Below are 26,740 nucleotides of genomic sequence, written 5' to 3'. Positions count from 1 at the left end.
GAAATACTCGGAGAGCCGGGTTTACCGATCCGTTGGCTGCTGGCGTAGCGCGGCAACGGGGTGAGCCGGCTCTGGCAACACCATCAGCATTAGCGAGGAAAGAGTCAGTATGGTCAAGGTAGACAAGTGGCGGTTTTTAGCTGTGGGCCTGTGCCTGACGGCATTTTCAAGCGCCGCATTGGCGGACTCGCTGGACGCTCAGCGTCAGCGTTACCTGCAGATTAAGCAGGCGTGGGACAGTAAACAGATGGACGTGGTGGCGCAACTGATGCCGACGCTGCGTGATTACCCGCTTTACCCTTATCTGGAATACCGTGAGCTGACGCAAGATCTCAGCCAGGCCGGATTCTCTGAGGTAAATGACTTTATCAAGCAGCATCCGACGCTGCCGCCGGCCAAGTCACTGGCTCCGCGTTTTGTGAATGAACTGGCGCGACGTGAAGACTGGCGTACCCTGTTGACCTTCAGCCCGCAGCCGCCGAAACCTATCGCGGCACGCTGTAATTATTACTATGCCAAATGGGCCACCGGCGATAAGTCTGCGGCCTGGAGCGGCGTCGACGACATCTGGATGAGCGGTAAATCGTTGCCGGGGGCCTGTGACAAGTTGTTCAACGTGTGGCAGGGCGCCGGTAAACAAACGCCATCGGCTATTTTGGAACGCATGAAACTGGCGTTGAAAGAGGGCAACAGTGGCCTGGTGAACAGCCTCTACCGTCAGTTGCCGTCAGATTATCAGACCATGGGCGATGCCCTGGTGAGCCTGCAAAACGATCCTGCGACGGTCGAGTCCTTTGCCCGCAGCGTGGGCCCGACTGACTTTACCCGTGCGGCAACCGGCATCGCTTTCGAGCGTCTGGCGCGTCAGGATGCGGAAAATGCCCGCGCGATGATCCCAACCCTTGCCCGCCTGCAGAAAATGAGCGACAGCGAACGGCTGGGGCTGGAAGAGGCAGTGGCATGGCGTCTGATGGGCAGCGACGCGACCTTTGAACAGACCCAGTGGCGCGACAAGGTGATCTTGCGTAGTCAGTCACCGGCACTGCTGGAGCGTCGCGTGCGTATGGCGCTGGGCGCCGGCGATCGTCAGGGGGTGGCAACCTGGCTGGCGCGTCTGCCGACGGAATCACGTAATAAAGATGAATGGCGCTACTGGCGTGCGAGCATTTTACTGGACGAAGGCAAACGTAGCGAAGGGGAAGAGATCCTGCGTCGGCTGATGAGCGAACGTGGCTTCTACCCGATGGTAGCGGCGCAGAAACTGAATACGCCTTATCCGGTGATGGTGGCAGTGGCGGCAAAGCCCCGCGCTTCACTGGTGGACGGACCGGAAATCGCCAGGGTGCGCGAACTGATGTACTGGAACATGGATAATCTGGCGCGCAGTGAATGGACTTCGTTCGTGGCCAGCCGCAGCCGTCCGGAACAGGAAGCGCTGGCGCGTTACGCTTTTGAGCAAAAATGGGCCGATCTCAGCGTGCAGGCGACCATCGTCGGCAAAATGTGGGATCACCTTGAAGAACGCTTCCCGGTGGCCTGGCCGCAAGAATTCCGTGCCGCGACCGATGATAAGGGGATAACGCCGAGCTATGCCATGGCCATTGCCCGTCAGGAGAGCGCCTGGAACCCGAAAGCGCAGTCACCGGTCGGGGCCAGCGGTCTGATGCAGGTGATGCCACGTACTGCGCAGCATACCGTGCAGATGTATAATATTCCCGGTTACTCAAGCCCAAGCCAACTGCTTGATCCGCGCGTCAATATTACCATCGGTACCAGCTATCTGGAGTACGTATACCAGCAGTTCGGTCGCAACCGCATCCTGTCATCGGCGGCTTACAATGCCGGCCCATCGCGGGTGAATACCTGGCTGGGTAACAGTGAAGGGCGGGTTGACGCGGTGGCGTTTGTCGAAAGCATTCCGTTCTCGGAAACCCGTTCCTACGTGAAGAACGTGTTGGCTTACGACGCATTTTATCGCTATCTCATGCACCGGCCGGCAAAAGTGCTGACCGATGCCGAGTGGCAGAGGCGTTATTGATTTTGACGTCGCTATGGTATGCTGCTGTACTAGTTAAATAGTATGGTGGCTTGCCATGACGCAATTATCGCTTAACGACCCGGCTCTTTCAGAACAAGGTAATGAGGATTGGCTGCGCTTTGTTGCGCTGCTGCAGAATTCGTTTGCCCAGGATTTGCACCAACCACTGATGCAACTGCTGTTGACGCCGGACGAACGCACGGCTTTAGGTACGCGGGTACGGATTATTCAGGAGCTGATGCGCGGTGAAATGAGCCAGCGTGAGCTGAAAAACGAACTGGGGGCAGGAATTGCCACCATCACTCGCGGTTCGAATAGCCTGAAGGCTGCAACGCCGGCGCTGAAACAGTGGCTGGAACAACAGTTACTGGGCGATGCACAGTAGCGCCGCGCCCGGCAAAGGCTATTTCTGTGCTGTGTTGTTATGGCTCTGGTAGATCGGGTTGTGGAAAGGCACCAGCGCCAACAGCAGAGCCTGATGGTAAACGCTGGTGCGGCTCAATCGCCCATCGGTAAAGATACCGATAGCGCCACCCTGGCGTTTCACTTCGGCATTGCCGGTGATGATCGCCATCTCACTCCCCAATTCGCGGCCGGCGCGAATTCCCTGTAAAATTGTCTCCGGTAGCATCAGACTGGCTGAGCGCGATTCGCCACGGGTATGCGGGTTTTCCACCGTCATCCAGGCGAAAGTCATATTCTCTTCGATTCCTGCTTCTACGCCGACCCAAAAGTCGGCCTCCGGGCGTACCTGCCGGGCTTCCATTACGCGCTGACGTGCGCCGGTGCGGGTTTCGTGATTACCTATGGGTTGCAGTGAGACGCCGCTGGCGACGTCGACCGATTCAATGCGGCATTGGCCCGTGCCAAAGGTGTCATCAAAGGCCAGTTGAATAGCCTTGATCTTTGCCGGGTTGGTAGTTGCAGCGACAACATGATACATAACGGGTTTGGCATCCTTAAGCTAAGAGCCTATTCACTACGTCAGACGCTTGCGCAAGCGGCATCTGACGACGATAAACTCAGGTTTCACGCAGTATAACGGAAAAGCAAAATGTTACAGGTATACCTCGTTCGCCACGGCGAAACGGAATGGAATGCGGCTCGCCGTATCCAGGGACAGTCCGACAGCCCGTTGACCGCTAACGGTGAACATCAGGCTCGTCTGGTTGCCCAGCGCGTCAGCAAACAAGGCATCACGCACGTGATTACCAGCGATCTGGGGCGTACCCGACGCACCGCGCAAATCATCGCAGAGGCTTGCGGCTGCGAGGTGATAACCGATCCACGTTTGCGAGAGTTGCATATGGGGGTGCTGGAAGAACGCCTGATCGACAGCCTGACGCCACAGGAAGAACAGTGGCGTAAGCAGATGGTCGATGGTACTGCCGACGGCCGGATCCCTCAAGGTGAATCCATGAGTGAGCTGGGTAACCGAATGGGCGAGGCGTTGGAAAGCTGCCTGATGTTGCCTGAGGGCAGCAAACCGTTGATTGTCAGCCACGGTATCGCTTTGGGCTGTTTAATCAGCACCGTACTCGGATTACCGGCTTACGCTGAACGCCGCCTGCGTTTACGCAACTGTTCACTGTCGCGAGTCGATCATCAGCAGAGTCCATGGTTGGCCTCTGGCTGGATCGTCGAAACGGCGGGCGATGTCACGCATCTGGACACGCCCGCGCTGGACGAACTGCAGCGTTAACGGCGGATCGGGATCAAATAATCGCAGTTGATCTCGGTCGGCGGTTGGGGTGGCCGACGGTCACCCTTGGGATAAAAGCGCTCAATATCGTGCCCTTTACGGCGCGTGAGTTTGAGCGCCGGCAGGCAGGTGCCATACACGGTCAGAATGAAGTCTTGCAGGCCAGAGGCCGGGCCTTCATAGCTGAACATTGCGTACTCGCCACCTTGCAGCACCAGTGGCTGTCCGGCCACGATCTTTGCCGGCACGTGATGTGGCTCCAGCGCTGTGGTGTATAGCACTTCCTGCTCGTCGTCTTTTTCCTGACTCGGGCGTGAATGGTGCAGCCCGTACAGTACCGGCGGTAGCGTTTCAGCTTCGCCCAAATACTGGCGCCAGAATTGTGAACGCAATTCGGTACGGAAGTTGGAGATTTGCTCCAGCGTACAGGAATAGCTTTGCGTCAGGCCAATCAACTGCTGTTCCGGCAAGGTAACAAATTCTGGCTGCGGCAGAGTAAAGGCACCCAGGCGGATCGGCGGACAGATGCCGAATGCGCTCCAGTCTTCGGCTCGGCGGTACAGCGCTGGCGTTTGGGCAAACTGTTTCTTAAATGCGCGTGTAAATGTCTGCTGCGAGTCGAAGCGATACTGTAAGGCGATATCCAAAATAGGTCGGCTGGTTAAACGCAGCGCCACCGCAGCCTTGGATAATCTCCTTGCCCGGATATAAGCGCCGATGGCGTTACCGGTAATATCTTTAAACATCCGTTGTAAATGCCATTTAGAGTAACCCGCTTTGGCCGCCACGTTGTCCAATGATAGGGGCTGGTCCAAATGGCTTTCCAGCCAGATAAGCAGATCACGAATAATACCGGCTTGATCCATAGATCTTCCTCGTAGAGCTTTAGGGTAGGGACCCGAACTGTTTATTCATTACGCTGGTGCTTGCGCTATCAGACCAATCCATGAGCCATTTTGCGTAGCACTCTTTGCCTCTTGCAGCGGGTTGCGCAAGGGTTGGACAGGGGCACACCTAAACGGGCGCAAAGATATAACGACGCCGCATAATAGCAATTTTTTTCCTCCGAGACTCTCAAAGATTTTTTTCACGCTCTGTGCTAAAAAGATCGGTGCGGACTGGAAAGATCCCTATTCTGTGACCTAAAACATAAACAATATTGATTGCCTGCGTCTATTTTCAGGATTCAGGCTATTGGAGTTAAGTGAATGAAAAAAGGATGGATATTTTTGTTTGGTTTAGTTTGCGCTACGGTAAATAGTGCGCAGGCAGAACAGGTTGGATCGGTCGATACGGTATTCAAACTCTTTGGTCCGGACCATAAAATTGTGGTGGAAGCCTTCGATGATCCTGATGTTAAAAATGTAACTTGTTATATCAGCCGGGCAAAAACCGGTGGCATCAAAGGTGGGCTGGGATTAGCGGAAGATACCGCGGATGCCGCCATTTCTTGCCAGCAGGTCGGGCCGATTGCGCTGAACGATAAAATCAAAAATGGTAAGGCGGAAGGGACCGTGGTGTTCCAGAAACGAACGTCGCTGGTGTTCAAGAAACTGCAGGTGGTGCGTTTCTACGATGAAACTCGCAATGCGTTGATTTATCTGAGCTATTCAGATCGTGTGGTGGATGGTTCACCGAAGAATGCGCTGAGCGCCGTGCCGATCATCCCTTGGGGTGAGGCAAAATAAGATTTGGGGTTCGGCGGAACCCCAAATATTTTAACGCGGGAAACTTACTCTTCCAGATCACCGCAGAAACGGTAACCTTCACCGTGAATGGTAGCGATGATTTCTGGCGTGTCCGGTGTCGATTCGAAGTGCTTGCGGATGCGACGGATGGTCACGTCCACGGTGCGGTCATGTGGCTTCAACTCGCGGCCAGTCATCTTCTTCAGCAGTTCGCCACGGGATTGGATCTTGCCCGGATTTTCGCAGAAGTGCAGCATGGCGCGGAATTCACTGCGTGGCAGTTTATACTGCTCACCCGCTGGGCTGATCAGTGAGCGGCTGTTGATGTCCAGCTCCCAACCATTGAATTTGTAGCTTTCAACCAGACGACGTTCTTCGCCGACGCTGCCCAGGTTCATAGTGCGTGACAGCAGATTGCGTGCGCGAATGGTCAGTTCACGCGGATTGAACGGCTTGGTGATGTAATCATCAGCGCCGATTTCCAATCCGAGGATCTTATCAACTTCGTTATCACGGCCGGTCAGGAACATCAGCGCAACGCTGGCCTGTTCGCGCAATTCACGCGCCAACAGCAGGCCATTTTTGCCTGGCAGATTGATGTCCATGATAACCAGATTGATATCATTTTCAGACAGGATGTTGTGCATTTCTGCACCATCATTGGCTTCATGAACAACGTAGCCTTCCGCCTCGAAAATGCTCTTCAGGGTGTTACGAGTGACTAACTCGTCTTCGACAATCAGAATGTGCGGGGTCTGCATATATGCTACCTAAAATTGCCAACAAAATAGAAAATAGGAAGTACAGAAGTCTTTGTTTTCATAGCGGAGGGCAGAGATTAGCGCTCACGTTCCCTTCTACCCAATGACTAAAGTACGTAAACTCGTTCTTGATGCACTTTCCATCCCATGTCAACAAGATCGCTAGCTTGGTTGGGGCGCTATTCCTTACATCCCCAAAGGTGCCAAAACGGTGCATATCCTAACCGTATTAACAGCAATATAACAGTGCACACCGAATTCATCACCCAACAAAACTAAGGTTTGTTGACATATATCAAATTCAATTGTAGCACGTTAACAGTTTTGTGAAAAACACTTACAGAAATGCCAGCTTAAGTCACAGAACCCTAAATTCTGTGTTCGATTCAGCATTGTGGCACCTAATGAGGTAGAATTATTGGTTTGTTGATAAATGGCTTATTTTAACGCTTTGATTAATAAGCGTAGTAAAACATAAGTAGCAATAATATGTATTACGCGCAATTTATCAGGTCAATAACCCATTTAACTCCGTCTATCGTGTGCTCCGGAGTTATTGTTGCACAGATGTAAATATAATCAGACTATCCCAAACAGTCAAAAATACGCGATCCCTCATTCAGTGGAGTATTGATGCAGCTTCATATTGTTTTAGTGGCTCCGGCGCGGCCGGAAAACGTCGGCGCTGCGGCGCGGGCAATGAAAACCATGGGTTTGACTTCGTTGCGCATTGTCGACAGCAAAGCGCACCTGCAACCGGCGGCTCGCTGGGTTGCTCATGGGGCGGGGGATATCCTCGACGGCGTGCAAACTTTTGCCACTCTTGAGCAGGCGCTGGCGGACGTGGATTTCACCGTTGCCACCACGGCCCGCAGCCGCGCACGTTTCCATTATTACTGTACGCCGCAGCAACTGCTGGGTCAGTTGAATGAGCGCAGCCAATGGGTAGGTCAGGCGGCGTTGGTGTTTGGCCGTGAAGATTCAGGCCTGACCAATGAAGAGCTGGAACTGGCGGATCTGTTGACCGGCGTGCCGATGCAGGCGGATTACCCTTCGCTGAATCTCGGCCAGGCAGTGATGGTGTATTGCTATCAATTGTCGGAGCTGATGAATGTTAGCGCGCCGCAGGAGCCGGTGGCCAATGAGGGCCAGCTCAAGGCGTTGCGTCAGCGAGCCGAGGGATTATTGACGACACTGGAGGTCAGTGACGATCAAAAATTGCGCGATTGGTTGCATCAGCGGCTTGGCGCGTTACAGCAGCGCGATACCGCAATGTTGCATACTTTGCTGCATGACATCGAAAAAAAACTGACAAAGTGATACCCGCAAACATGGCTAATTAGGCAGTGTTATCCACTATAAAACTGCTACCTGTCTGTCTTTTTATTCTGTAATTTGGCTTTTTGACTATCGCATTGCCCAGTTGCGCTGCTGGGTGATAAACAAGCAAAAACAAGAAATAATTTGACTTGGGATAGTGATTGCTTTAACCAATAGAGGGGACAGAGTAATTAATGAGACAGACAGACAAAATGCGAAATATCAGCCTGAACACAACAATTATTACCACCACCGATACCACAGGTAACGGGGCGGGCTGACGCGTACAGGAAACAAAAGAAAAAAGCCCGCACCTAACCAGTGCGGGCTTTTTTTTCGGCTTAAATTCGGGAGAGATAAGAAATGCGAGTGCTGAAATTTGGCGGAACCTCGGTAGCGAATGCAGAACGTTTTCTGCGCGTTGCCGACATCATGGAAAGTAACGCACGTCAGGGACAGGTGGCCACGGTCTTGTCCGCTCCGGCTAAAATCACCAACCATTTGGTGGCGATGATTGAAAAAACGGTAGCGGGGCAGGACATTCTGCCAAATATGAGCGATGCAGAACGCATCTTTGCCGACCTGCTGAGCGGCCTGACGCAGGCGCTGCCAGGCTTTGAGTACGATCGTCTCAAAACCCTGGTCGACCAAGAGTTTTCACAACTCAAGCAGGTGTTGCACGGGGTTGCGCTGCTGGGTCAATGCCCGGACAGTGTGAATGCGGCCATCATCTGCCGCGGTGAGAAGCTCTCCATTGCCATCATGGAAGGGGTGTTTCGTGCCAAGGGTTTCCCGGTTACGGTGATCAACCCGGTGGAGAAGCTGCTGGCACAGGGGCACTATCTGGAGTCCACGGTAGATATCGCCGAATCCACACTGCGTATCGCCGCTGCGGCAATCCCGGCGGATAACATCGTGCTGATGGCCGGTTTCACCGCCGGTAACGACAAAGGGGAATTGGTGGTGCTGGGCCGTAACGGCTCCGATTACTCTGCTGCGGTACTGGCAGCCTGCTTGCGCGCCGACTGTTGTGAAATCTGGACCGACGTTGACGGCGTTTATACCTGTGATCCACGCACTGTCCCGGACGCCAGGTTGCTGAAATCGATGTCGTACCAGGAAGCTATGGAGCTTTCCTATTTCGGCGCCAGCGTGCTTCACCCCCGCACTATCGCTCCCATCGCCCAGTTCCAAATCCCTTGCCTGATCAAAAATACCTCCAATCCGCAGGCTCCGGGCACGCTGATCGGCGGCGAAAATTTGGATACCGAAACTCCGGTGAAGGGCATCACCAACCTGAATAACATGGCGATGATCAACGTATCCGGGCCGGGAATGAAGGGCATGGTCGGCATGGCTGCGCGAGTGTTCGCCGTGATGTCGCGTGCCGGTATCTCGGTGGTACTGATCACCCAGTCCTCCTCTGAATACAGCATCAGCTTCTGCGTACCGCAGAGTGAGCTGCAACGTGCGCGTAAAGCGCTGGAAGACGAGTTCTATCTTGAATTGAAAGACGGCCTGCTGGAGCCGCTGGACGTGATGGAACAGTTGGCGATCATCTCGGTCGTTGGCGATGGCATGCGCACCCTGCGCGGCATCTCGGCCAGCTTCTTCTCCGCACTGGCGCGCGCCAATATCAACATTGTCGCTATTGCCCAGGGGTCTTCCGAGCGTTCCATCTCTGTAGTGGTCAGCAATGATTCCGCCACTACCGGCGTTCGCGTCTGCCATCAGATGCTGTTTAACACCGATCAGGTGATTGAGGTGTTTGTCATCGGCGTCGGCGGCGTGGGGGGCGCGTTGATCGAACAGATCTACCGTCAGCAGCCGTGGCTGAAACAAAAACATATCGATCTGCGGGTGTGCGGTATCGCCAATTCACGCGCCATGCTGACCAACGTACACGGCATCGCACTGGAAAGCTGGCGGGATGAGCTGGCCGGTGCGCAGGAGCCGTTCAACCTCGGTCGCCTGATCCGCCTGGTGAAGGAGTACCACCTGCTGAATCCGGTGATTGTCGACTGTACCTCCAGCCAGGCGGTGGCCGATCAATACGCCGATTTCCTGGCCGATGGTTTCCACGTGGTGACACCGAACAAAAAAGCCAATACCTCGTCGATGAACTATTACCAACAGCTGCGCACCGCCGCTGCCGGTTCACGTCGCAAGTTCCTGTACGACACCAACGTTGGTGCGGGCTTGCCGGTGATCGAGAACCTGCAAAACCTGCTGAATGCCGGTGATGAACTGACACGTTTCTCCGGTATCCTGTCCGGTTCGCTGTCATTTATTTTCGGCAAGCTGGACGAAGGTATGTCGTTGTCGGCCGCGACCCTGGAGGCCAAAGCCAAGGGGTATACCGAGCCGGATCCACGTGACGATCTTTCCGGTATGGACGTTGCCCGCAAGCTGTTGATCCTCGCCCGTGAGGCGGGTTACAAACTGGAACTGGCGGACATTGAGGTTGAGTCGGTGCTGCCGCCTTCCTTTGATGCCACCGGTGATGTGGAAACCTTTATGGCGCGCCTGCCGGAGCTCGACAAAGAGTATGCCCGCAACGTGGCTAACGCCGCCGAGCAAGGCAAGGTATTGCGCTATGTCGGGGTGATCGAAAATGGCCGCTGCCAGGTACGTATAGATGCGGTAGACGGTAACGATCCGTTGTATAAAGTGAAGAACGGCGAGAACGCTTTGGCTTTTTACAGCCGCTACTATCAGCCATTGCCGCTGGTGTTGCGCGGCTACGGCGCCGGTAACGATGTGACCGCAGCGGGGGTGTTTGCCGACCTGTTGCGCACACTGTCATGGAAGTTGGGAGTTTAATATGGTTAAGGTTTATGCGCCGGCCTCAATTGGTAACGTCAGCGTCGGTTTCGACGTTCTGGGTGCAGCAGTGTCGCCGATCGACGGGACCTTACTGGGCGACTGCGTCAGTGTAGAGGCCGCCGAAACGTTCAGTCTGCAGAATGCCGGGCGCTTCGTCAGCAAACTGCCGGATGACCCGAAAGAGAATATCGTCTACCAGTGCTGGGAGCGTTTCTGTCAGGAAATCGGTCAGCAGATCCCGGTGGCGATGCGGCTCGAGAAAAACATGCCAATCGGTTCAGGGCTGGGTTCCAGTGCCTGTTCGGTGGTCGCCGGGTTGATGGCGATGAATGAGTTCTGCAACCGCCCGCTGGACAAAATGACGCTGTTGGGCCTGATGGGTGAGTTGGAAGGCCGCATTTCCGGCAGCGTGCATTACGATAACGTGGCGCCTTGCTATCTCGGCGGCCTGCAACTGATGCTGGAAGAAGAAGGCTTCATCAGCCAGGAAGTGCCATGCTTTAAAGACTGGCTGTGGGTGATGGCTTACCCGGGCATCAAGGTATCCACTGCCGAAGCGCGTGCGATCCTGCCCGCGCAGTATCGTCGTCAGGACTGTATCAGCCACGGTCGCTATCTGGCGGGCTTTATCCACGCCTGCCATACCCAACAGCCGCATCTGGCCGCCAAACTGATGCAGGACGTGATTGCCGAGCCCTACCGCACCCGCCTGTTGCCGGGCTTTGCCGACGCGCGCAAGGCTGCTCAGGATATCGGTGCGCTGGCTTGTGGTATTTCCGGTTCCGGCCCGACACTGTTCGCCGTCTGTGATGACGGCGCGACCGCACAACGTATGGCCGACTGGCTGACTAATCACTATCTGCAAAACGACGAAGGTTTTGTTCATATTTGCCGCCTGGATACCGCAGGCGCACGACTACTGGGATAACACATGAAACTGTACAACCTTAAGGATCATAACGAGCAGGTCAGCTTTACACAGGCGATCAAACAGGGCCTGGGCAAACAGCAAGGGCTGTTTTTCCCGCTGGATTTGCCTGAGTTTGAGCTGACTGAAATCGACCATCTGCTGGAACAGGATTTTGTCACTCGCAGTAGCCGCATCCTGTCGGCTTTTATTGGTGATGAAGTCTCTGAGGAGGCATTGCATAAGCGTGTTGCGGCAGCCTTTGAGTTCCCGGCACCGGTGGCGCAAGTGGAAGACGACATTGCCTGCCTGGAACTGTTCCACGGTCCAACGCTGGCGTTCAAAGACTTCGGTGGCCGCTTTATGGCGCAAATGCTGGCAGAAGTGGCGGGCGAAGAGCCGGTGACTATCCTGACCGCGACCTCCGGGGATACCGGTGCGGCAGTGGCCCATGCTTTCTACGGCCTGAAGAATGTGCGTGTGGTGATCCTGTATCCGCAGGGCAAAATCAGCCCGCTGCAGGAAAAACTGTTCTGCACCCTGGGTGGCAATATCCACACCGTGGCGATCGACGGTGACTTCGACGCCTGCCAGGCATTGGTGAAACAGGCATTTGACGATCAGGAGCTGAAAGAAGCGCTGCACCTGAACTCGGCCAACTCGATCAACATCAGCCGTCTGCTGGCGCAGATTTGCTACTACTTTGAAGCGGTGGCGCAACTGCCGCAGGAAGCCCGTAATCAACTGGTGATCTCGGTACCCAGCGGCAACTTCGGCGATCTGACCGCCGGCCTGCTGGCCAAATCATTGGGCCTGCCGGTGAAGCGTTTTATCGCCGCGACCAATGCCAACGACACCGTACCGCGCTTCCTGACTAACGGTCAGTGGCAGCCGCATGCCACGGTAGCTACGTTGTCCAATGCCATGGATGTTAGCCAGCCGAACAACTGGCCGCGGGTAGAGGAACTGTTCCGCCGTAAGATCTGGCAGTTGAAAGAGCTGGGTCATGCCACGGTCAGTGACGAAACCACCAAGGACAGCATGCGTGAGCTGGCGAAGCTGGGTTACCTCTCCGAACCGCACGCGGCAATCGCTTATCGCGCGCTGCGTGACCAGTTGCAGGAAGGGGAATTTGGTTTGTTCCTCGGCACGGCACATCCGGCCAAGTTCAAAGAGAGCGTTGAGGAAATCCTCGGTCAGGAACTGCCGCTGCCGAAGGCATTGGCGCTGCGTGCCGATTTACCGCTGCTGTCCCACAGCCTGCCGACCGGTTTTGGCGAACTGCGTAAGTTCCTGATGGCTCTGCCTGCCTGACTTGCGTGGGGCTCTGCCCTGATATAAAAGCGAAAAGCCGTCATTGCGACGGCTTTTTTATGGACGGGTGTTTCACTGCTCGGGGCGTTTGAACACCAATTCGTTGCCTTTGGAATTAGCCGGGTCGAAAGCGTAGCCTTCCAGGTTAAAATCAAGCAGTTGTTCGCGCTGGGTTAGGCGATTTTTGATGATAAAACGGCTCATCAGTCCGCGTGCTTTCTTGGCGTAGAAGCTGATCACTTTGTATTTGCCGTTCTTCTCGTCGAGGAACACCGGTTTAATCAGCGTGCCATGCAGTTTGGCCGGCTTCACCGATTTGAAGTATTCGTCGGAAGCCAGGTTGACCACCACATCGTCCCCCTGTTTTTCCAGTGCTTCGTTGAGCTTCTTGGTGATCTGCTCGTCCCAGAAACTGTACAAATCCTTGCCCTTGGCATTCTCCAGCTTGATACCCATCTCCAGGCGGTAAGGCATCATCAGATCAAGCGGGCGCAGCACGCCGTACAGTCCGGACAGCATGCGCAGATGTTGTTGGGCGAAATCAAAGTCATCTTCGCTGAAATCCTGCGCGTGCAGGCCGGTATAAACATCACCTTTAAACGCCAACAGCGCCTGGCGGGCATTGTCCGGGGTAAATTTCGGTTTCCAGTCGCCAAAGCGCGCGGCGTTCAGACCGGCCAGTTTATCGCTGATGCCCATCAGGCTGGAGATTTGTACCGGCGTCAGGTCGCGGCAGATTTTGATCAACTGCTTCGATTTGTCCAGTAGCTCCGGCTGGGTGAAGCGTTCGGTCGCCAGCGGGCTTTCGTAATCAAGAGTTTTTGCAGGTGAAATAATAACGAGCATGGCCAGATCCTGTTTATCCAAGAGCGGATACTGTAGCAAAAAGCGCGGGAAAAAGGGTCAATGGGTCTGATAGGCAGGGCGCGTGCCAGCCGCGCCCGCAAAAGTTAATTTTTGTCCCACACGCCCGGTTCAAGTTGGGATTTCAACTCGGGGAAGCGGTTGGCGTCGAAAGTGGGCAGTCTTCCCAGCGTTCTCTGGCGATGATAATCGTTAGCCAACTTCAGCGCCACGCGTGACAACAGCAGGATCGCCGTCAGGTTGGTGATGGCCATCAAAGCCATTGAGGTATCGGCCATTTTCCACACCACCGGCAGTTCGGCCAGTGCACCAAACATCACCATACCCAGTGCGGCGCAACGGAAAATCAGCAGACCGGCCGGGTGGTTGCGCTCCAGGAACAGCAGATTGCTCTCGGCATAGGCATAGTTGGCGATAATCGAGGTAAAGGCGAAGAAGAAAATGGCGATAGCGACAAACGGCGAACCCCAACTGCCGACGGCGGTGGACAGTGCACGCTGGGTCATATCGATACCGCTGATGTTGGCCACCGGCTGATCCAATACGCCGGAAGAAAGAATGATCGCAGCGGTTGCACTGCAAATCACGATGGTATCGATAAACACCCCGAGCATCTGCACATAGCCCTGCGAGGCCGGATGCGGTGGGTAAGGTGAGGCGGAAGCCGCCGCATTAGGTGCCGAGCCCATACCGGCCTCGTTGGAAAACAGGCCACGCTGTACACCCTGGGTCATCGCCTGTGAAATGCCGTAACCGACGGCACCGGCTGCCGCTTCCTGCAGCCCGAAGGCGCTTTTAACCACCAGCGAGAGGATCGCCGGCATATGCTCAATGTTATGGCCAATCACCCAGAGGGCCAGCAGTAAATAAACTGCTGCCATCACGGGCACCACCAATTCTGCCACGCGGGCCACGGAGCGAATGCCGCCGAAGATCACGATACCGCTCAGCACTACCAGGCCGAGACCGACATACAGTGGTTTCGCGTGGAAGGCGACGGCGGAGGCCTGGGCGATGGAGTTGGCCTGGACGGCGTTGAACACCAGGCCGAAGGCGATGATCAGGAAGATTGAGAACATCACGCCCATCCAGCGCATGCCCAACCCTTTCTCCATATAGTAAGCCGGGCCGCCACGGTAGTTACCTTGTTGGTCTTTGGTTTTATAGAGCTGCGCCAGGGTGCTTTCAACAAAGGAGGTGGCCATGCCGATAAACGCCACTACCCACATCCAGAAGATGGCACCCGGGCCACCGGCGGTAAGGGCAATTGCCACGCCGGTCAGGTTGCCGGTGCCAACCCGTGCAGCCAGCGTGGTGCACAAGGCTTGAAAGGAGGAGATCCCCGCGCTGTCGCTTTTGTTACTGTGCTTAAGCACCGAGAACATATGGCTGAAATGGCGGACCTGGATAAAACGGGTGCGCAGGGTGAAATAAATGCCGGTACCGAGCAGCAAATAAATCAGTACTGAACCCCACAAAATATTATTAATAAAATTCATCAGGTCCGTCACGGATCCCTCCTTGTTGAAATTTGTTGCGCACCGCGCCGCATCCACCGCGGGTGAAAATAGATTGATTGAATTTTTACAAGAGCTTAGCTGAAATCAGCCCGGTTCAAAGCAATTGAGATTTTTCTCAGATTCCGGGACTGGTTGCATTAATTTTCGCGAATTTAACATAATTTATTCAATCGATAGCACGTTATTGCCTTTTCATCAGCTCGAGAATGACGAAAGATACCAGCGTAAACGGTTGCTCGCTCAAGGATAAAACCAGCGCCGCCGGGCCGCGATTTTCCAGCCTTGCACCGGGCCTTGCGCATGTTATTATCAGGGCAGGGCATGGTTGAACGATGCCAAAAGTTCATGCACAAACGATGAGATAATGCCAACATGACCGATAAATTAACTTCCCTGCGCCAACTGACCACCGTGGTTGCAGATACGGGCGATATCGCGGCTATGAAGCTGTATCAACCGCAAGATGCTACGACCAACCCTTCGCTGATCCTCAATGCAGCCCAAATTCCTGAATACCGCAAACTGATTGACGAAGCCATTGCCTGGGCGCGCGAGCAGAGCAGCGATCGCGAACAGCAGATCGCCGATGCCGCCGACAAGCTGGCCGTTAACATCGGTCTGGAAATCCTGAAGCTGGTTCCGGGCCGTATCTCCACCGAAGTGGACGCACGCCTGTCCTACGACACCGTGGCCAGCGTTGCCAAGGCCAAGCGCCTGATCAAACTGTACAACGATGCTGGCATCAGCAACGATCGCATTCTGATCAAACTGGCTTCTACCTGGCAGGGTATCCGCGCTGCTGAGCAGCTGGAAAAAGAAGGTATCAACTGTAACCTGACGCTGCTGTTCTCCTTCGCTCAGGCTCGTGCCTGTGCCGAAGCCGGCGTATTCCTGATTTCTCCGTTTGTTGGCCGTATCCTCGACTGGTACAAAGCCAATGGCGATAAGAAAGAGTTCGCGCCAAACGAAGACCCGGGTGTGGTTTCCGTTACCGAAATCTATCAGTATTACAAACAGCACGGTTTCAAAACCGTGGTGATGGGTGCCAGCTTCCGTAACGTCGGCGAAATCATCGAGCTGGCCGGTTGTGACCGTCTGACCATCGCCCCTGCGCTGCTGAAAGAGCTGGCAGAGAGCGAAGGGACCCTGGAGCGCAAACTGGCCTACACCGGCGAAGTGCAAGCGCGTCCTGCAGCCTTGACTGAACCTGAGTTCTACTGGCAGCACAACCAGGATCCAATGGCCGTTGAGAAACTGACCGACGGTATCCGCAAGTTTGCCGTAGACCAGGGCAAGCTGGAAAAAATGATCGCCGATCTGCTGTAATTGCGGCAATCAGTGCAGAAAAAGGTGGCTTAGGCCGCCTTTTTTTATGCCCGCAGATCCCGGCGGCAGGCAGACACTTTATACTCTCAAGATTCAAAATAGGGCGGGAAGCGAACCCGTCCGAACCCCATCAGGCTGTAGAGGTTACGCATGGACATATTACGTATTGGTTTGGTTTCTGTTTCTGACCGCGCTTCCGGCGGCGTTTATCAGGACAAAGGTATCCCGGCGCTGGAAGAGTGGCTGAGCGGCGCGCTGACCACCCCGTTCAAACTGGAAACCCGCTTGATCCCCGATGAGCAGACGTTGATCGAACAAACCCTGTGTGAGCTGGTGGATGAAATGGGCTGCCATTTGGTGCTGACCACTGGGGGGACCGGCCCGGCGCGCCGCGACGTGACCCCTGACGCCACGCTGGCGATCGCCGATCGCGTGATGCCTGGCTTTGGCGAGCAAATGCGTCAGATCAGCCTACACTATGTGCCAACGGCAATTCTTTCACGTCAGGTAGGGGCAGTCCGCAAGCAGGCGTTGATCATCAACCTGCCGGGGCAGCCCAAGTCGATCAAGGAGACGCTGGAAGGGGTTAAGGACGAGCAGGGCAAGGTGATGGTGCATGGCATCTTTGCCAGCGTGCCGTACTGCATTCAGTTGCTTGACGGACCCTATGTGGAAACCGAGGCGGCAGTGGTAGCAGCATTTCGCCCGAAGAATGCGCGTCGCGAGATAAACCTCTAAATTTCAGCCTTTTGTGAGATAAGTGCTAGCCGATCTGGTGTGAAAATAATTTGCCGTTATAGTAAGGATTCGTTTACAGAAAGCCGATGGCTTTTATTTTTACAGTTTCCTCCGACGGTACCCTATGCCTCACGATAATAATCGCCGGTTAAACCGGCAAGACTACAAAACTCTGACGTTAGCTGCCCTGGGCGGTGCGCTGGAGTTCTATGATTTCATCATTTTTGTCTTCTTTGCGGCGGTGATGGGCGAGCTGTTCTTCCCGGCGGATATGCCTGAATGGTTACGTCAGGTGCAAACCTTTGGCATTTTTGCCGCCGGTTACCTGGCCCGACCGTTGGGCGGCATCGTGATGGCGCACTTCGGCGATCTGGTCGGTCGCAAAAAAATGTTCAGCCTGAGTATCTTACTGATGGCGCTGCCGACGCTGGCGATGGGTCTGTTACCGACCTATGCCAGCATCGGCATTGCTGCACCGCTGTTGCTGTTGCTGATGCGGGTGCTGCAAGGGGCGGCGATCGGCGGTGAAGTGCCAGGGGCCTGGGTGTTTGTTGCTGAACACGTGCCGCGTCGCCGCATCGGTTTTGCCTGCGGCACGCTCACTGCCGGCCTGACCGTCGGCATCCTGTTGGGCTCGCTGGTGGCGACCGTGATCAACACCACGCTCAGCCAACAGACCATTATTGACGGGGGCTGGCGTATTCCGTTCCTGCTTGGCGGCATTTTCGGTCTGGTTGCGATGTACCTGCGTCGCTGGCTACAGGAAACGCCGATCTTCATCGAAATGCAGGCGCGTAAAGCCCTGGCTGAGGAGTTGCCGCTGAAATCGGTGGTGCTCAATCATCGCAAGGAAGTGGTGGTGTCGATGCTGCTCACCTGGTTATTGTCTGCCGGTATTGTGGTGGTGATCCTGATGACCCCGACCTATCTGCAAAAACAGTTTGGTATCGCCCCGGCGCTGTCGCTGCAGGCCAATAGCATTGCCACCATTATGCTGATTGCCGGCTGTATCATTGCGGGCCTGTCGGCGGATCGCTTTGGTGCCAGTAAAACCTTTATCATCGGTAGCCTGCTGCTGGCCGGTTGCAGTTGGTTATTTTATCGGACAGTGGGTGAACACCCGGAAATGTTGTTCGCCTGCTATGCGCTGGTGGGCTTCAGCGTAGGCATAGTGGGTGCGGTACCCTACGTTATGGTCAGGGCTTTTCCAGCGGAAGTTCGGTTTACCGGGATTTCGTTCTCATATAATGTTGCATACGCTATTTTTGGTGGTTTAACCCCAATATTTGTGACGTTGATCATGAAGTTAACCCCGTTAGCACCCGCTTACTATGTGTTGGCGCTGTCAGGTATCGGGCTGCTGCTGGGAATTTACCTGCATCGCGATCTGAACAGCGAAACCAAGGCGCAGCAAGCCGGTACCTACAGCTAAAAAAAGCCCTGCAATCGCAGGGCTTCTTGTTTCCGGCTAACGGCAATTATGCCACGGCCCGAATAGGTTCAACATTGTTGACCTTTGGCTCGCCAATTGGCAGCACCGTGCGGCCAAACTGCTCGTTGAGCACTTCCGCCATGGCTAAATAAATGGCGCTGGCTCCGCAGATAATGCCTTCGTAACCGGCAAAGTTCAGCAGCGCATGGTTGCCGGTGATGTTGCCGATGGCCAGCAGGGCGAACAGCAGCGTCAGGCTGCCGAACACAAACTGCAGCACGCGGTTGGCGCGCAAGGTGCCGAAGAACATAAATAGCGTGAAGACACCCCACAGTGCCAGGTAGATGCCCAGTACGCCGGCATCGGTCGGTTCAGCCAACCCCAAGCGTGGCAGCAGCAGCAGCCCGACCAGGCTCAGCCAGAAGCTGCCGTAAGAGATAAAGGCCGTCATGCCGAAGGTGTTGCCTTTCTTGTATTCCAGCAGGCCAGCCATAATCTGGGCCAGTCCACCGAAGAAAATCCCCATGCTGATGATGGCGGAGTTCAATGGGAAAAAGCCCGCGTTGTGCAGGTTCAGCAAGACGGTGGTCATCCCGAAGCCCATCAGGCCGAGAGGGCCGGGATTTGCCAACTTGTTGGTGTGCATATGTCCTCTGCGATAACAGAATTTTAACGAAAATGGATAGGTAAATTCATAAATGGTCTGAATGGCCGAAAAAACCCTAACTTCCATCAGAGCGCGCGGCATCATAATGATCCCCAGAACAGGAAACAATGATCTGAGTGACGATAAAAACGAATTTTTTTTTGCCCTGCCCCTTGATGCTGGATGGTATGGCCCCATCTTATTTGCAACCGCAGTTGCTGACCGCGGCTAAGACTGAAATGTCGGGCAGTTGAAAAACAAAAAATTGCCCACATATAGGTTAGCAACCTGACCGAATATGAATTTATTAGTGGAGACGTTTAGATGGGCAAAATTATTGGTATCGACCTGGGTACTACCAACTCTTGTGTAGCAATTATGGATGGTGGTAAAGCGCGCGTGCTGGAAAACAGCGAAGGCGACCGTACTACACCTTCGATCATCGCATATACCCAGGATGGTGAAATTCTGGTTGGCCAGCCTGCTAAGCGTCAGGCTGTGACTAACCCACAAAACACCCTGTTTGCGATCAAGCGCCTGATTGGCCGTCGCTTCCAGGATGAAGAAGCACAGCGTGATAAAGACATCATGCCGTACAAAATTGTGGCTGCTGATAACGGCGACGCATGGGTCGAAGTGAAAGGCCAGCGTGTAGCACCTCCGCAGATCTCTGCTGAAGTGTTGAAGAAAATGAAGAAAACGGCTGAAGATTACCTGGGCGAACCGGTAACTGAAGCGGTTATCACCGTACCTGCTTACTTCAACGATGCCCAGCGTCAGGCGACCAAAGACGCCGGCCGTATCGCAGGTCTGGAAGTAAAACGTATCATCAACGAACCGACCGCTGCAGCCCTGGCTTACGGCCTGGACAAAGAAGTCGGTAACCGTACCATCGCCGTTTATGACCTGGGTGGCGGTACTTTCGATATCTCTATTATCGAAATCGACGAAGTTGACGGCGAAAAAACCTTCGAAGTTCTGGCAACCAACGGTGATACCCACCTGGGTGGTGAAGACTTCGACAGCCGCCTGATCAACTACCTGGTGGACGAATTCAAGAAAGAACAAGGTTTCGATCTGCGCAAAGATCCGTTGGCGATGCAGCGTCTGAAAGAAGCCGCTGAGAAAGCGAAGATTGAACTGTCTTCCGCTCAGCAGACCGACGTTAACCTGCCGTACATCACTGCAGATGCGAGCGGTCCAAAACACATGAACATCAAAGTGACCCGTGCAAAACTCGAGTCGCTGGTAGAAGATCTGGTTGCGCGTTCTATCGAGCCGCTGAAAGTGGCTCTGACAGACGCAGGCCTGTCGGTTTCCGACATTCAGGACGTGATCCTGGTGGGCGGCCAGACCCGTATGCCAATGGTTCAGAAGAAAGTTGCTGACTTCTTCGGTAAAGAACCGCGTAAAGACGTTAACCCGGACGAAGCCGTTGCGGTGGGTGCTGCGGTACAGGGCGGCGTGTTGGCCGGTGATGTGAAGGACGTTCTGCTGCTGGACGTTACCCCGCTGTCGCTGGGTATCGAAACCATGGGCAGCGTGATGACTCCGCTGATCACCAAAAACACCACTATCCCGACCAAGCACAGCCAGGTGTTCTCTACCGCTGAAGACAACCAGTCTGCGGTAACCATCCACGTGCTGCAGGGTGAGCGTAAACGCGCTAACGATAACAAGTCACTGGGCCAGTTCAACCTGGACGGCATCCAGGCTGCTGCACGCGGTATGGCGCAAATCGAAGTGACCTTCGACATCGACGCCGACGGTATTCTGCACGTGTCTGCCAAAGACAAGAATACTGGCCGTGAGCAGAAAATCACCATCAAGGCTTCTTCTGGTCTGAACGAAGAAGAAATCCAGAAAATGGTGCGTGATGCTGAACTGAACGCCGAAGCGGACCGTAAGTTCGAAGAGCTCGTGCAGACCCGTAACCAGGCTGACCACCTGATCCACGGCACCCGTAAGCAGTTGGAAGAAGCGGGCGACAAACTGCCGGCAGAAGACAAAACGGCTATCGAAGCGGCGCTGAAAGATCTGGAAGTGGCGGTTAAAGGCGAAGATAAAGCCGAGATCGAAGCGAAGACCCAGGCTCTGGTGCAGGTTTCCGGCAAGCTGCTGGAAATGGCTCAGGCGCAGCAGGCTCAGCAAGGTGCTGATGCCGGTGCTGACAACGCGGCGCAGAAAGACGACGACGTGGTTGATGCTGAGTTCGAAGAAGTTAAAGACAAAAAATAATCGCCCTTAAGCGGGCACGGAACGGCCGAGAGGCCGTTACCGCAAACCAGCACGGGCGTCGAGGCAACTCTACGCCCGTGCACGCATGTTAAGGGTTACAGAAATAATGGCGAAGAAAGACTATTACGAGATTCTCGGCGTCTCCAAGACGGCGGAAGAACGTGAGATCAAAAAGGCGTATAAACGCCTGGCGATGAAATACCATCCTGACCGCAATCAGGAGCAAGACGCCGAAGCCAAGTTTAAAGAGATCAAGGAAGCGTACGAAATCCTGACCGACAGTCAAAAGCGTGCGGCCTACGATCAATACGGCCATGCAGCCTTTGAACAGGGCGGTATGGGCGGCGGCGGCGGGTTTGGTGGTGGCGGTGCTGAGTTCAGCGATATCTTTGGCGACGTATTTGGCGACATCTTCGGTGGTGGCCGCCGTCAGCGCGCCAGCCGCGGTTCCGATCTGCGCTACAACATGGAGCTGTCCCTCGAGGAAGCTGTTCGTGGCGTGACCAAAGAGATCCGCATCCCGACGCTGGAAGAGTGTGACGTTTGCCACGGCAGCGGCGCGAAGCCAGGCAGCTCGCCGGTGACCTGTCCAACCTGTCACGGGCAGGGCCAGGTGCAGATGCGCCAGGGCTTCTTTACCGTGCAGCAGGCTTGTCCGCACTGTCATGGTCGCGGTCAGATTATCAAAGACCCTTGCAATAGCTGCCACGGCCACGGCCGGGTAGAGAAAGCCAAAACGCTGTCGGTGAAAATCCCGGCCGGCGTTGATACCGGTGACCGCATCCGCCTGGCGGGTGAGGGTGAAGCGGGTGAGCACGGCGCGCCGGCAGGCGATCTGTATGTTCAGGTTCAGGTGAAAGCGCACCCGATCTTCGAGCGTGAAGGCAATAACCTGTACTGTGAAGTGCCGATTAACTTCGCGATGGCGGCATTGGGCGGCGAGATTGAAGTTCCGACGCTGGATGGCCGTGTGAAGCTGAAAGTACCGGCAGAGACGCAGACGGGTAAACTGTTCCGCATGCGCGGCAAGGGTGTTAAATCGGTACGTGGTGGCAGCCAGGGTGACCTGCTGTGCCGTGTGGTGGTCGAAACCCCGGTTAACCTGAACGACAAGCAGAAGCAATTGCTGAAGGAATTGGAAGAGAGCCTGGGTGGCCCTTCTGGTGACAAAAACAGCCCGCGTTCGAAGAGCTTCTTCGACGGGGTGAAAAAGTTTTTTGATGACCTGACGCGTTAAACTGCTGTTTCCGTTAGCGTACTGCATAACCCCGGCGTCAAAACCGGGGTTTTTTATTGGTTCTGACTCGTCTAATAACCCTAATAAAAGCGTGACATACATCCCTTATTGCTCGGTTTTTACGATGTTTTAAGCATTTATAAACGTATTTTATCGAAGTGATTCGCCGTCTATACTCATTCCATTACTTTGTCTGCAGGGCCGTCTATGCCTTGCGCTGCTCTGGAGAGACGTATTGTGACCAACATCATTCGTCAATTTTTACGTCAGGAAGCCGCGGGCGGCATTATCCTGATCGTAGCCGCGATTATCGCGTTGATCATGGCCAATACCCCAGCCCAGGGGATTTATCACACCTTCCTCAATTTACCGGTAATGGTAAAAGTGTCCTCACTGGAGATTGCCAAGCCGTTGCTGTTGTGGATTAACGATGGCCTGATGGCGATCTTTTTCCTGGTGGTCGGGCTGGAGGTCAAGCGTGAGCTGATGCAGGGGTCATTGGCCGGGCGTGACAAGGCGGTGTTCCCGGCGATTGCCGCATTGGGCGGCATGCTGGCACCGGCTTTGATTTATCTGATGTTCAACGGGGCGGATGAGGTAACCCGTCAGGGATGGGCGATCCCGGCTGCGACCGATATTGCCTTTGCCCTCGGGGTGATGGCGCTGCTGGGTAACCGCGTGCCAACCAGCCTGAAGGTGTTCCTGTTGGCGCTGGCGATCATCGACGACCTGGGTGTGATCGTGATTATCGCGCTGTTCTATACCCACGAAGTCTCGATGGCGGCGTTGGGCGTGGCGGCGGCATCTATCGCCGTGCTGGCATTTATGAACTGGCGCGGCGTGGGCAAGACCTCGTTGTATATGATAGTCGGTCTGGTCCTGTGGGTCGCTATCCTCAAGTCCGGGGTACATGCGACGCTGGCCGGGGTCATCATCGGCTTTATGATCCCGCTGAACGTGAAGAAGGGGCCGTCACCGTCAGAAACACTGGAGCATGAGCTGCATCCGTGGGTGGCGTTCCTGATACTGCCGTTGTTTGCTTTTGCCAACGCCGGGGTTTCATTGCAGGGCGTGTCACTGAGCGGGCTGACCTCACTGTTGCCGGTGGGCATCGCAGCGGGCCTGTTTATCGGTAAGCCGTTGGGTATCTTCACTTTCAGCCTGTTGGCGGTGAAACTGGGTATTGCCAAGCTGCCTGAAGGAATTGGTTTCAAACAGGTGTTTGCCGTTTCCGTGCTCTGTGGTATTGGTTTTACCATGTCGATCTTTATCGCTTCGCTGGCGTTTGGCGATGCGGATGTTGTACTAAGCACCTATTCGCGGCTGGGCATTCTGATTGGATCAACCACGGCGGCGGTGGTCGGGTACGGTCTGTTGCGTATGTCGTTACCGCGAGTCAGATAACCCTTTTAGGGGATCCCCTGTTCGTGGGGACACTCTACAATAGCTGGTCGGAGCTGTGCAGGATAAAATATGCACAGCTTCGGCCGTTCTGTTTGGGACGAATGCAGCAACAGATTGTCTGAAACAGGGAAAGGACATTAGTCGCTCGTCACGGCCGATCGCCGCCATGACGAAATGTTAAGGAGAGCACCTCGTGAGGATGTCGCATATCAACTTTAATCACCTTTACTACTTCTGGCAGGTCTGCAAGGAAGGTTCGGTGGTCGGCGCCGCCGAAGCCTTATTTCTGACACCGCAGACCATCACCGGCCAGATCAAAGCGCTGGAAGAACGTTTGGACGGCAAGCTGTTCAAGCGTCAGGGGCGTGGGCTGGTGCCATCCGAATTGGGGCAACTGGTTTTCCGCTATGCCGACAAGATGTTTATGCTCAGCCAGGAAATGCTGGATATCGTTAATTACCGCAAGGAATCTAACCTGTTGTTCGACGTCGGGGTTGCGGATGCGCTGTCCAAACGTTTGGTGAGCCAGGTGCTGGAGACGGCGGTAGTGGTGGATAATGAGCAAATTCACCTGCGTTGTTTCGAGTCGACGCACGAGATGCTGCTGGAACAGCTCAGTCAGCATAAGCTTGACATGATCCTGTCAGACTGCCCGGTGGACTCCAGCCAGCAGGAAGGGTTGTTCTCGCTCAAGCTGGGTGAATGCGGCATCAGCTTCTTTTGCCGCCAGCCGGCGCCAGATCTGCCGTTCCCCGCTTGCCTGGAACAGCGAAAATTGCTGATCCCCGGTCGGCGTTCGATGCTGGGCCGTAAATTACTGAACTGGTTTAACACCCAGGGCATTCAGGTCGAGATCCTGGGCGAATTTGATGATGCGGCCCTGATGAAGACCTTCGGCATGTACCACAACGCGATCTTCGTTGCACCGACGCTGTATGCGCAGGATACCTATAACGATGATGACGTGGTGGAGATTGGGCGTATTGATAGCGTGCAGGAAGAGTACTACATCATCTTTGCCGAGCGCATGATCCAGCATCCGGCGGTACAGCGGGTGTGTAACAAGGACTTCTCTGCGTTGTTTGCTTACTAGAGCGGGTATTGCAGACGTAAAAAAACCGGCCTAAGCCGGTTTTTTTATCAAGCTGACAACGTAATGCTTATTGCATTGCGTTGATACGCGCAGTCAGATTTGACTTATGGCGTGCAGCTTTATTTTTGTGGATCAGGCCTTTAGCTGCCTTGCGGTCCACGATTGGTTGCATCACGAGGAATGCATTTTTTGCAGCTTCTTTGTCGCCAGTTGCGATAGCAACTTCTACTTTCTTGATGTAGGTACGCATCATTGAGCGGCCGCTAGCGTTGTGCTTACGACGTTTCTCAGACTGTACGGCGCGTTTCTTAGCTGATTTGATATTAGCCAAGGTCCAACTCCCAAATATATTCTATTGAGGACAATTCGAAGGCCGAGGAATATCCCCTTTTAGTCTTCGTTTGTCAACGGATTTGTGCAAATAAGCGCCGTTTGTACTGGCGGCACTTGCTACGTTGTGATGGGGCAGGATTTTACCAGCTTCGGTCATGGGAATACAGTGTTTCGCGAGAAAATTCGCCAATGAGTTGCCGTATTGGCCGCAAGCTGTTGGTCGCGGTCGATAATCAGCTTTGTGTCGCCGGATAAACTGCGGTTAGGGCGTTTCACCTGCAGATTATCTCCGGTATGGTATGTCTATTACATAAAGGCACCAATCGCGGGTTAACCTTAACCGCTGTACAAGGTATAATCCGGCGATTTCCACTGTTTTGAGCCAGCTATGGAGCTAATTCGCGGCATTCACAATATCCGGGCACGCCACCATGGTTGCGTGCTCACCATCGGCAACTTTGACGGCGTACACCGCGGTCACCAAGCGTTGCTGGAGCAGCTGAAACAAGAGGGGCACCGCCTCGGGCTGCCAGTGATGGTCATGATCTTTGAGCCGCAGCCGCTGGAAATGTTTGCAGCGGACAAGGCACCGGCCCGTCTCACGCGTTTGCGTGACAAGGCCAAATACCTGGCGCAGGCGGGTGTTGACTACCTGTTGTGCGTCAAGTTCGACCCGCGTTTCGCTGCCAACACGGCGCAGGCTTTCGTTGCCGAACTGTTGGTGGAGAAACTGGGGGTGAAATTCCTGATGGTCGGGGATGATTTTCGCTTTGGCGCTACCCGCCAGGGCGATTTTCCGCTATTGCAAAAAGCCGGTAAAGAATATGGTTTTGAAGTGATCAGCACGCCGACCTTCCGCGAGGGCGATCAACGTATCAGCAGCACGGCGATTCGCAATGCGCTGCGCGATGACGACCTGGCATTGGCCGAAACGCTGCTGGGCCACCCGTACAGTATTTCTGGTCGGGTGGTGCACGGCGATGAACTGGGCCGTACCATCGGTTTTCCCACCGCCAACCTGCCGCTGAAACGCCTGGTTGCCCCGGTGAAAGGGGTCTATGCGGTAGAAGTTTATGGCCTGGGGCCTGAACCGCTCCCCGGCGTGGCCAATATTGGTACACGCCCAACCGTTGCCGGCGTGCGACAGCAGCTGGAAGTCCATCTGCTGGATGTCACAATGGATCTTTACGGGCGCCATATTGACGTGGTGCTCCGCGCGAAATTGCGCAATGAACAGCGTTTTGCTTCGCTCGATGCGCTGAAGCAGCAAATCGCCAATGATGTGGTGACGGCCCGGAAGTTCTTCGGGCTACAGACACCGGTTTAATCTCTATAGCCGAAAACGGAACCGAG

Annotated in this window: 24 protein-coding genes and 1 other annotated feature; of the genes, 17 read left to right on the top strand and 7 right to left on the bottom strand. The window is 54.7% G+C overall.

Going from position 1 to position 26,740, the window contains the following annotated elements; genetic code table 11:
- The first annotated feature begins 109 nt into the window (after positions 1-109).
- Positions 110-2,038 (top strand): murein transglycosylase, encoded by a 1,929-nt coding sequence (gene sltY / locus F8R23_RS14410; protein WP_129934190.1) that lies wholly within the window; start codon positions 110-112, stop codon positions 2,036-2,038.
- A gap of 55 nt (positions 2,039-2,093) precedes the next feature.
- The gene (gene trpR / locus F8R23_RS14405) at positions 2,094-2,423 is read left to right on the top strand and encodes a trp operon repressor (RefSeq protein ID WP_012005129.1); all 330 of its coding nucleotides are present in this window, start codon (positions 2,094-2,096) and stop codon (positions 2,421-2,423) included.
- An 18-nt stretch (positions 2,424-2,441) separates the two neighbouring features.
- Here trpR and yjjX read toward each other — a convergent pair whose 3' ends face one another.
- A complete protein-coding gene (yjjX, locus tag F8R23_RS14400) occupies positions 2,442-2,981 on the bottom strand; it encodes an inosine/xanthosine triphosphatase (protein WP_129934191.1) in 540 nt (179 codons plus the stop codon).
- A gap of 111 nt (positions 2,982-3,092) precedes the next feature.
- On the opposite strand from yjjX, the gene gpmB reads away from it, so the two are divergent.
- Positions 3,093-3,740, top strand: a complete 648-nt coding sequence (gene gpmB / locus F8R23_RS14395; protein ID WP_129934193.1) for a 2,3-diphosphoglycerate-dependent phosphoglycerate mutase GpmB — start codon at positions 3,093-3,095, stop codon at positions 3,738-3,740.
- Here gpmB and robA read toward each other — a convergent pair.
- Positions 3,737-4,606 (bottom strand): MDR efflux pump AcrAB transcriptional activator RobA, encoded by an 870-nt coding sequence (robA, locus tag F8R23_RS14390; RefSeq protein WP_112348512.1) that lies wholly within the window; start codon positions 4,604-4,606, stop codon positions 3,737-3,739. The genes gpmB and robA overlap by 4 nt on opposite strands.
- Positions 4,607-4,948: 342 nt before the next feature.
- Between robA and creA the strand changes: the two genes are divergently transcribed.
- Entirely contained in the window at positions 4,949-5,428 is a 480-nt protein-coding gene (gene creA, locus F8R23_RS14385; RefSeq protein WP_129934195.1) for a protein CreA, read from the top strand.
- 44 nt (positions 5,429-5,472) lie between these two features.
- On the opposite strand, the gene arcA is transcribed toward creA, so the two are convergent.
- Positions 5,473-6,189 carry a two-component system response regulator ArcA gene (arcA, locus tag F8R23_RS14380; protein ID WP_004949989.1) on the bottom strand — a complete coding sequence of 239 codons (717 nt, stop codon included), beginning with the start codon at positions 6,187-6,189 and terminating at the stop codon, positions 5,473-5,475.
- Between the two features lie 633 nt (positions 6,190-6,822).
- Between arcA and F8R23_RS14375 the strand changes: the two genes are divergently transcribed.
- The 5 genes from F8R23_RS14375 to thrC all read left to right on the top strand — a co-directional run bounded on the left by F8R23_RS14375 (position 6,823) and on the right by thrC (position 12,556).
- Positions 6,823-7,509: a tRNA/rRNA methyltransferase gene (locus F8R23_RS14375; RefSeq protein ID WP_129937906.1), complete on the top strand. Its 687-nt coding sequence runs from the start codon at positions 6,823-6,825 to the stop codon at positions 7,507-7,509.
- A gap of 194 nt (positions 7,510-7,703) precedes the next feature.
- Complete coding sequence (gene thrL / locus F8R23_RS14370) at positions 7,704-7,790, top strand: thr operon leader peptide (protein ID WP_071592991.1); 87 nt, start codon at positions 7,704-7,706, stop codon at positions 7,788-7,790.
- Positions 7,729-7,847, top strand: a sequence feature (Thr leader region). (Overlaps the previous gene by 62 nt.)
- 25 nt (positions 7,848-7,872) lie before the next feature.
- Positions 7,873-10,332, top strand: coding sequence for a bifunctional aspartate kinase/homoserine dehydrogenase I (gene thrA / locus F8R23_RS14365; protein WP_129934199.1), 2,460 nt, complete (start codon positions 7,873-7,875; stop codon positions 10,330-10,332).
- A gap of 1 nt (position 10,333) precedes the next feature.
- The gene (thrB, locus tag F8R23_RS14360; protein ID WP_112348515.1) at positions 10,334-11,263 is read left to right on the top strand and encodes a homoserine kinase; all 930 of its coding nucleotides are present in this window, start codon (positions 10,334-10,336) and stop codon (positions 11,261-11,263) included.
- Positions 11,264-11,266: 3 nt separating this feature from the next.
- Positions 11,267-12,556, top strand: a complete 1,290-nt coding sequence (gene thrC, locus F8R23_RS14355) for a threonine synthase (protein WP_129937905.1) — start codon at positions 11,267-11,269, stop codon at positions 12,554-12,556.
- Between the two features lie 72 nt (positions 12,557-12,628).
- Here the strand turns inward: thrC and yaaA are convergent, their stop codons facing one another.
- Complete coding sequence (gene yaaA, locus F8R23_RS14350; protein ID WP_112348517.1) at positions 12,629-13,402, bottom strand: peroxide stress protein YaaA; 774 nt, start codon at positions 13,400-13,402, stop codon at positions 12,629-12,631.
- Between the two features lie 104 nt (positions 13,403-13,506).
- Positions 13,507-14,931: an alanine/glycine:cation symporter family protein gene (locus F8R23_RS14345; protein WP_129934203.1), complete on the bottom strand. Its 1,425-nt coding sequence runs from the start codon at positions 14,929-14,931 to the stop codon at positions 13,507-13,509.
- Between the two features lie 381 nt (positions 14,932-15,312).
- Between F8R23_RS14345 and tal the strand changes: the two genes are divergently transcribed.
- The 3 genes from tal to F8R23_RS14330 all read left to right on the top strand — a co-directional run bounded on the left by tal (position 15,313) and on the right by F8R23_RS14330 (position 18,436).
- A complete protein-coding gene (gene tal / locus F8R23_RS14340; protein WP_085120165.1) occupies positions 15,313-16,266 on the top strand; it encodes a transaldolase in 954 nt (317 codons plus the stop codon).
- Positions 16,267-16,416: 150 nt separating this feature from the next.
- Positions 16,417-17,004 carry a molybdopterin adenylyltransferase gene (gene mog, locus F8R23_RS14335; RefSeq protein WP_129934205.1) on the top strand — a complete coding sequence of 196 codons (588 nt, stop codon included), beginning with the start codon at positions 16,417-16,419 and terminating at the stop codon, positions 17,002-17,004.
- A gap of 124 nt (positions 17,005-17,128) precedes the next feature.
- A complete protein-coding gene (locus F8R23_RS14330) occupies positions 17,129-18,436 on the top strand; it encodes an MFS transporter (protein ID WP_129937904.1) in 1,308 nt (435 codons plus the stop codon).
- Between the two features lie 46 nt (positions 18,437-18,482).
- Here F8R23_RS14330 and satP read toward each other — a convergent pair whose 3' ends face one another.
- Positions 18,483-19,082: an acetate uptake transporter gene (satP, locus tag F8R23_RS14325; protein WP_112348063.1), complete on the bottom strand. Its 600-nt coding sequence runs from the start codon at positions 19,080-19,082 to the stop codon at positions 18,483-18,485.
- Positions 19,083-19,406: 324 nt separating this feature from the next.
- Here satP and dnaK point away from each other — a divergent pair, with 324 nt between their 5' ends.
- The 4 genes from dnaK (at position 19,407) to nhaR (ending at position 25,054) form a co-directional block, all read left to right on the top strand.
- Positions 19,407-21,320, top strand: a complete 1,914-nt coding sequence (gene dnaK / locus F8R23_RS14320) for a molecular chaperone DnaK (protein ID WP_085120168.1) — start codon at positions 19,407-19,409, stop codon at positions 21,318-21,320.
- Between the two features lie 106 nt (positions 21,321-21,426).
- A complete protein-coding gene (gene dnaJ, locus F8R23_RS14315; protein WP_099063131.1) occupies positions 21,427-22,557 on the top strand; it encodes a molecular chaperone DnaJ in 1,131 nt (376 codons plus the stop codon).
- 237 nt (positions 22,558-22,794) lie between these two features.
- Positions 22,795-23,961, top strand: a complete 1,167-nt coding sequence (gene nhaA, locus F8R23_RS14310) for a Na+/H+ antiporter NhaA (RefSeq protein WP_129937903.1) — start codon at positions 22,795-22,797, stop codon at positions 23,959-23,961.
- 193 nt (positions 23,962-24,154) lie between these two features.
- The gene (nhaR, locus tag F8R23_RS14305; RefSeq protein WP_004950031.1) at positions 24,155-25,054 is read left to right on the top strand and encodes a transcriptional activator NhaR; all 900 of its coding nucleotides are present in this window, start codon (positions 24,155-24,157) and stop codon (positions 25,052-25,054) included.
- A gap of 67 nt (positions 25,055-25,121) precedes the next feature.
- On the opposite strand, the gene rpsT is transcribed toward nhaR, so the two are convergent.
- A complete protein-coding gene (gene rpsT / locus F8R23_RS14300; protein ID WP_037420676.1) occupies positions 25,122-25,385 on the bottom strand; it encodes a 30S ribosomal protein S20 in 264 nt (87 codons plus the stop codon).
- 390 nt (positions 25,386-25,775) lie between these two features.
- Here rpsT and ribF point away from each other — a divergent pair, with 390 nt between their 5' ends.
- Entirely contained in the window at positions 25,776-26,714 is a 939-nt protein-coding gene (gene ribF / locus F8R23_RS14285) for a bifunctional riboflavin kinase/FAD synthetase (protein WP_099063128.1), read from the top strand.
- Positions 26,715-26,740 lie beyond the last annotated feature (26 nt).

The organism is Serratia proteamaculans (assembly GCF_008830365.1).
GTDB lineage: Bacteria > Pseudomonadota > Gammaproteobacteria > Enterobacterales > Enterobacteriaceae > Serratia > Serratia proteamaculans.
Note: the sequence above shows the minus strand (reverse complement) of the source record. Positions and strands in the feature narration are given on the sequence as shown.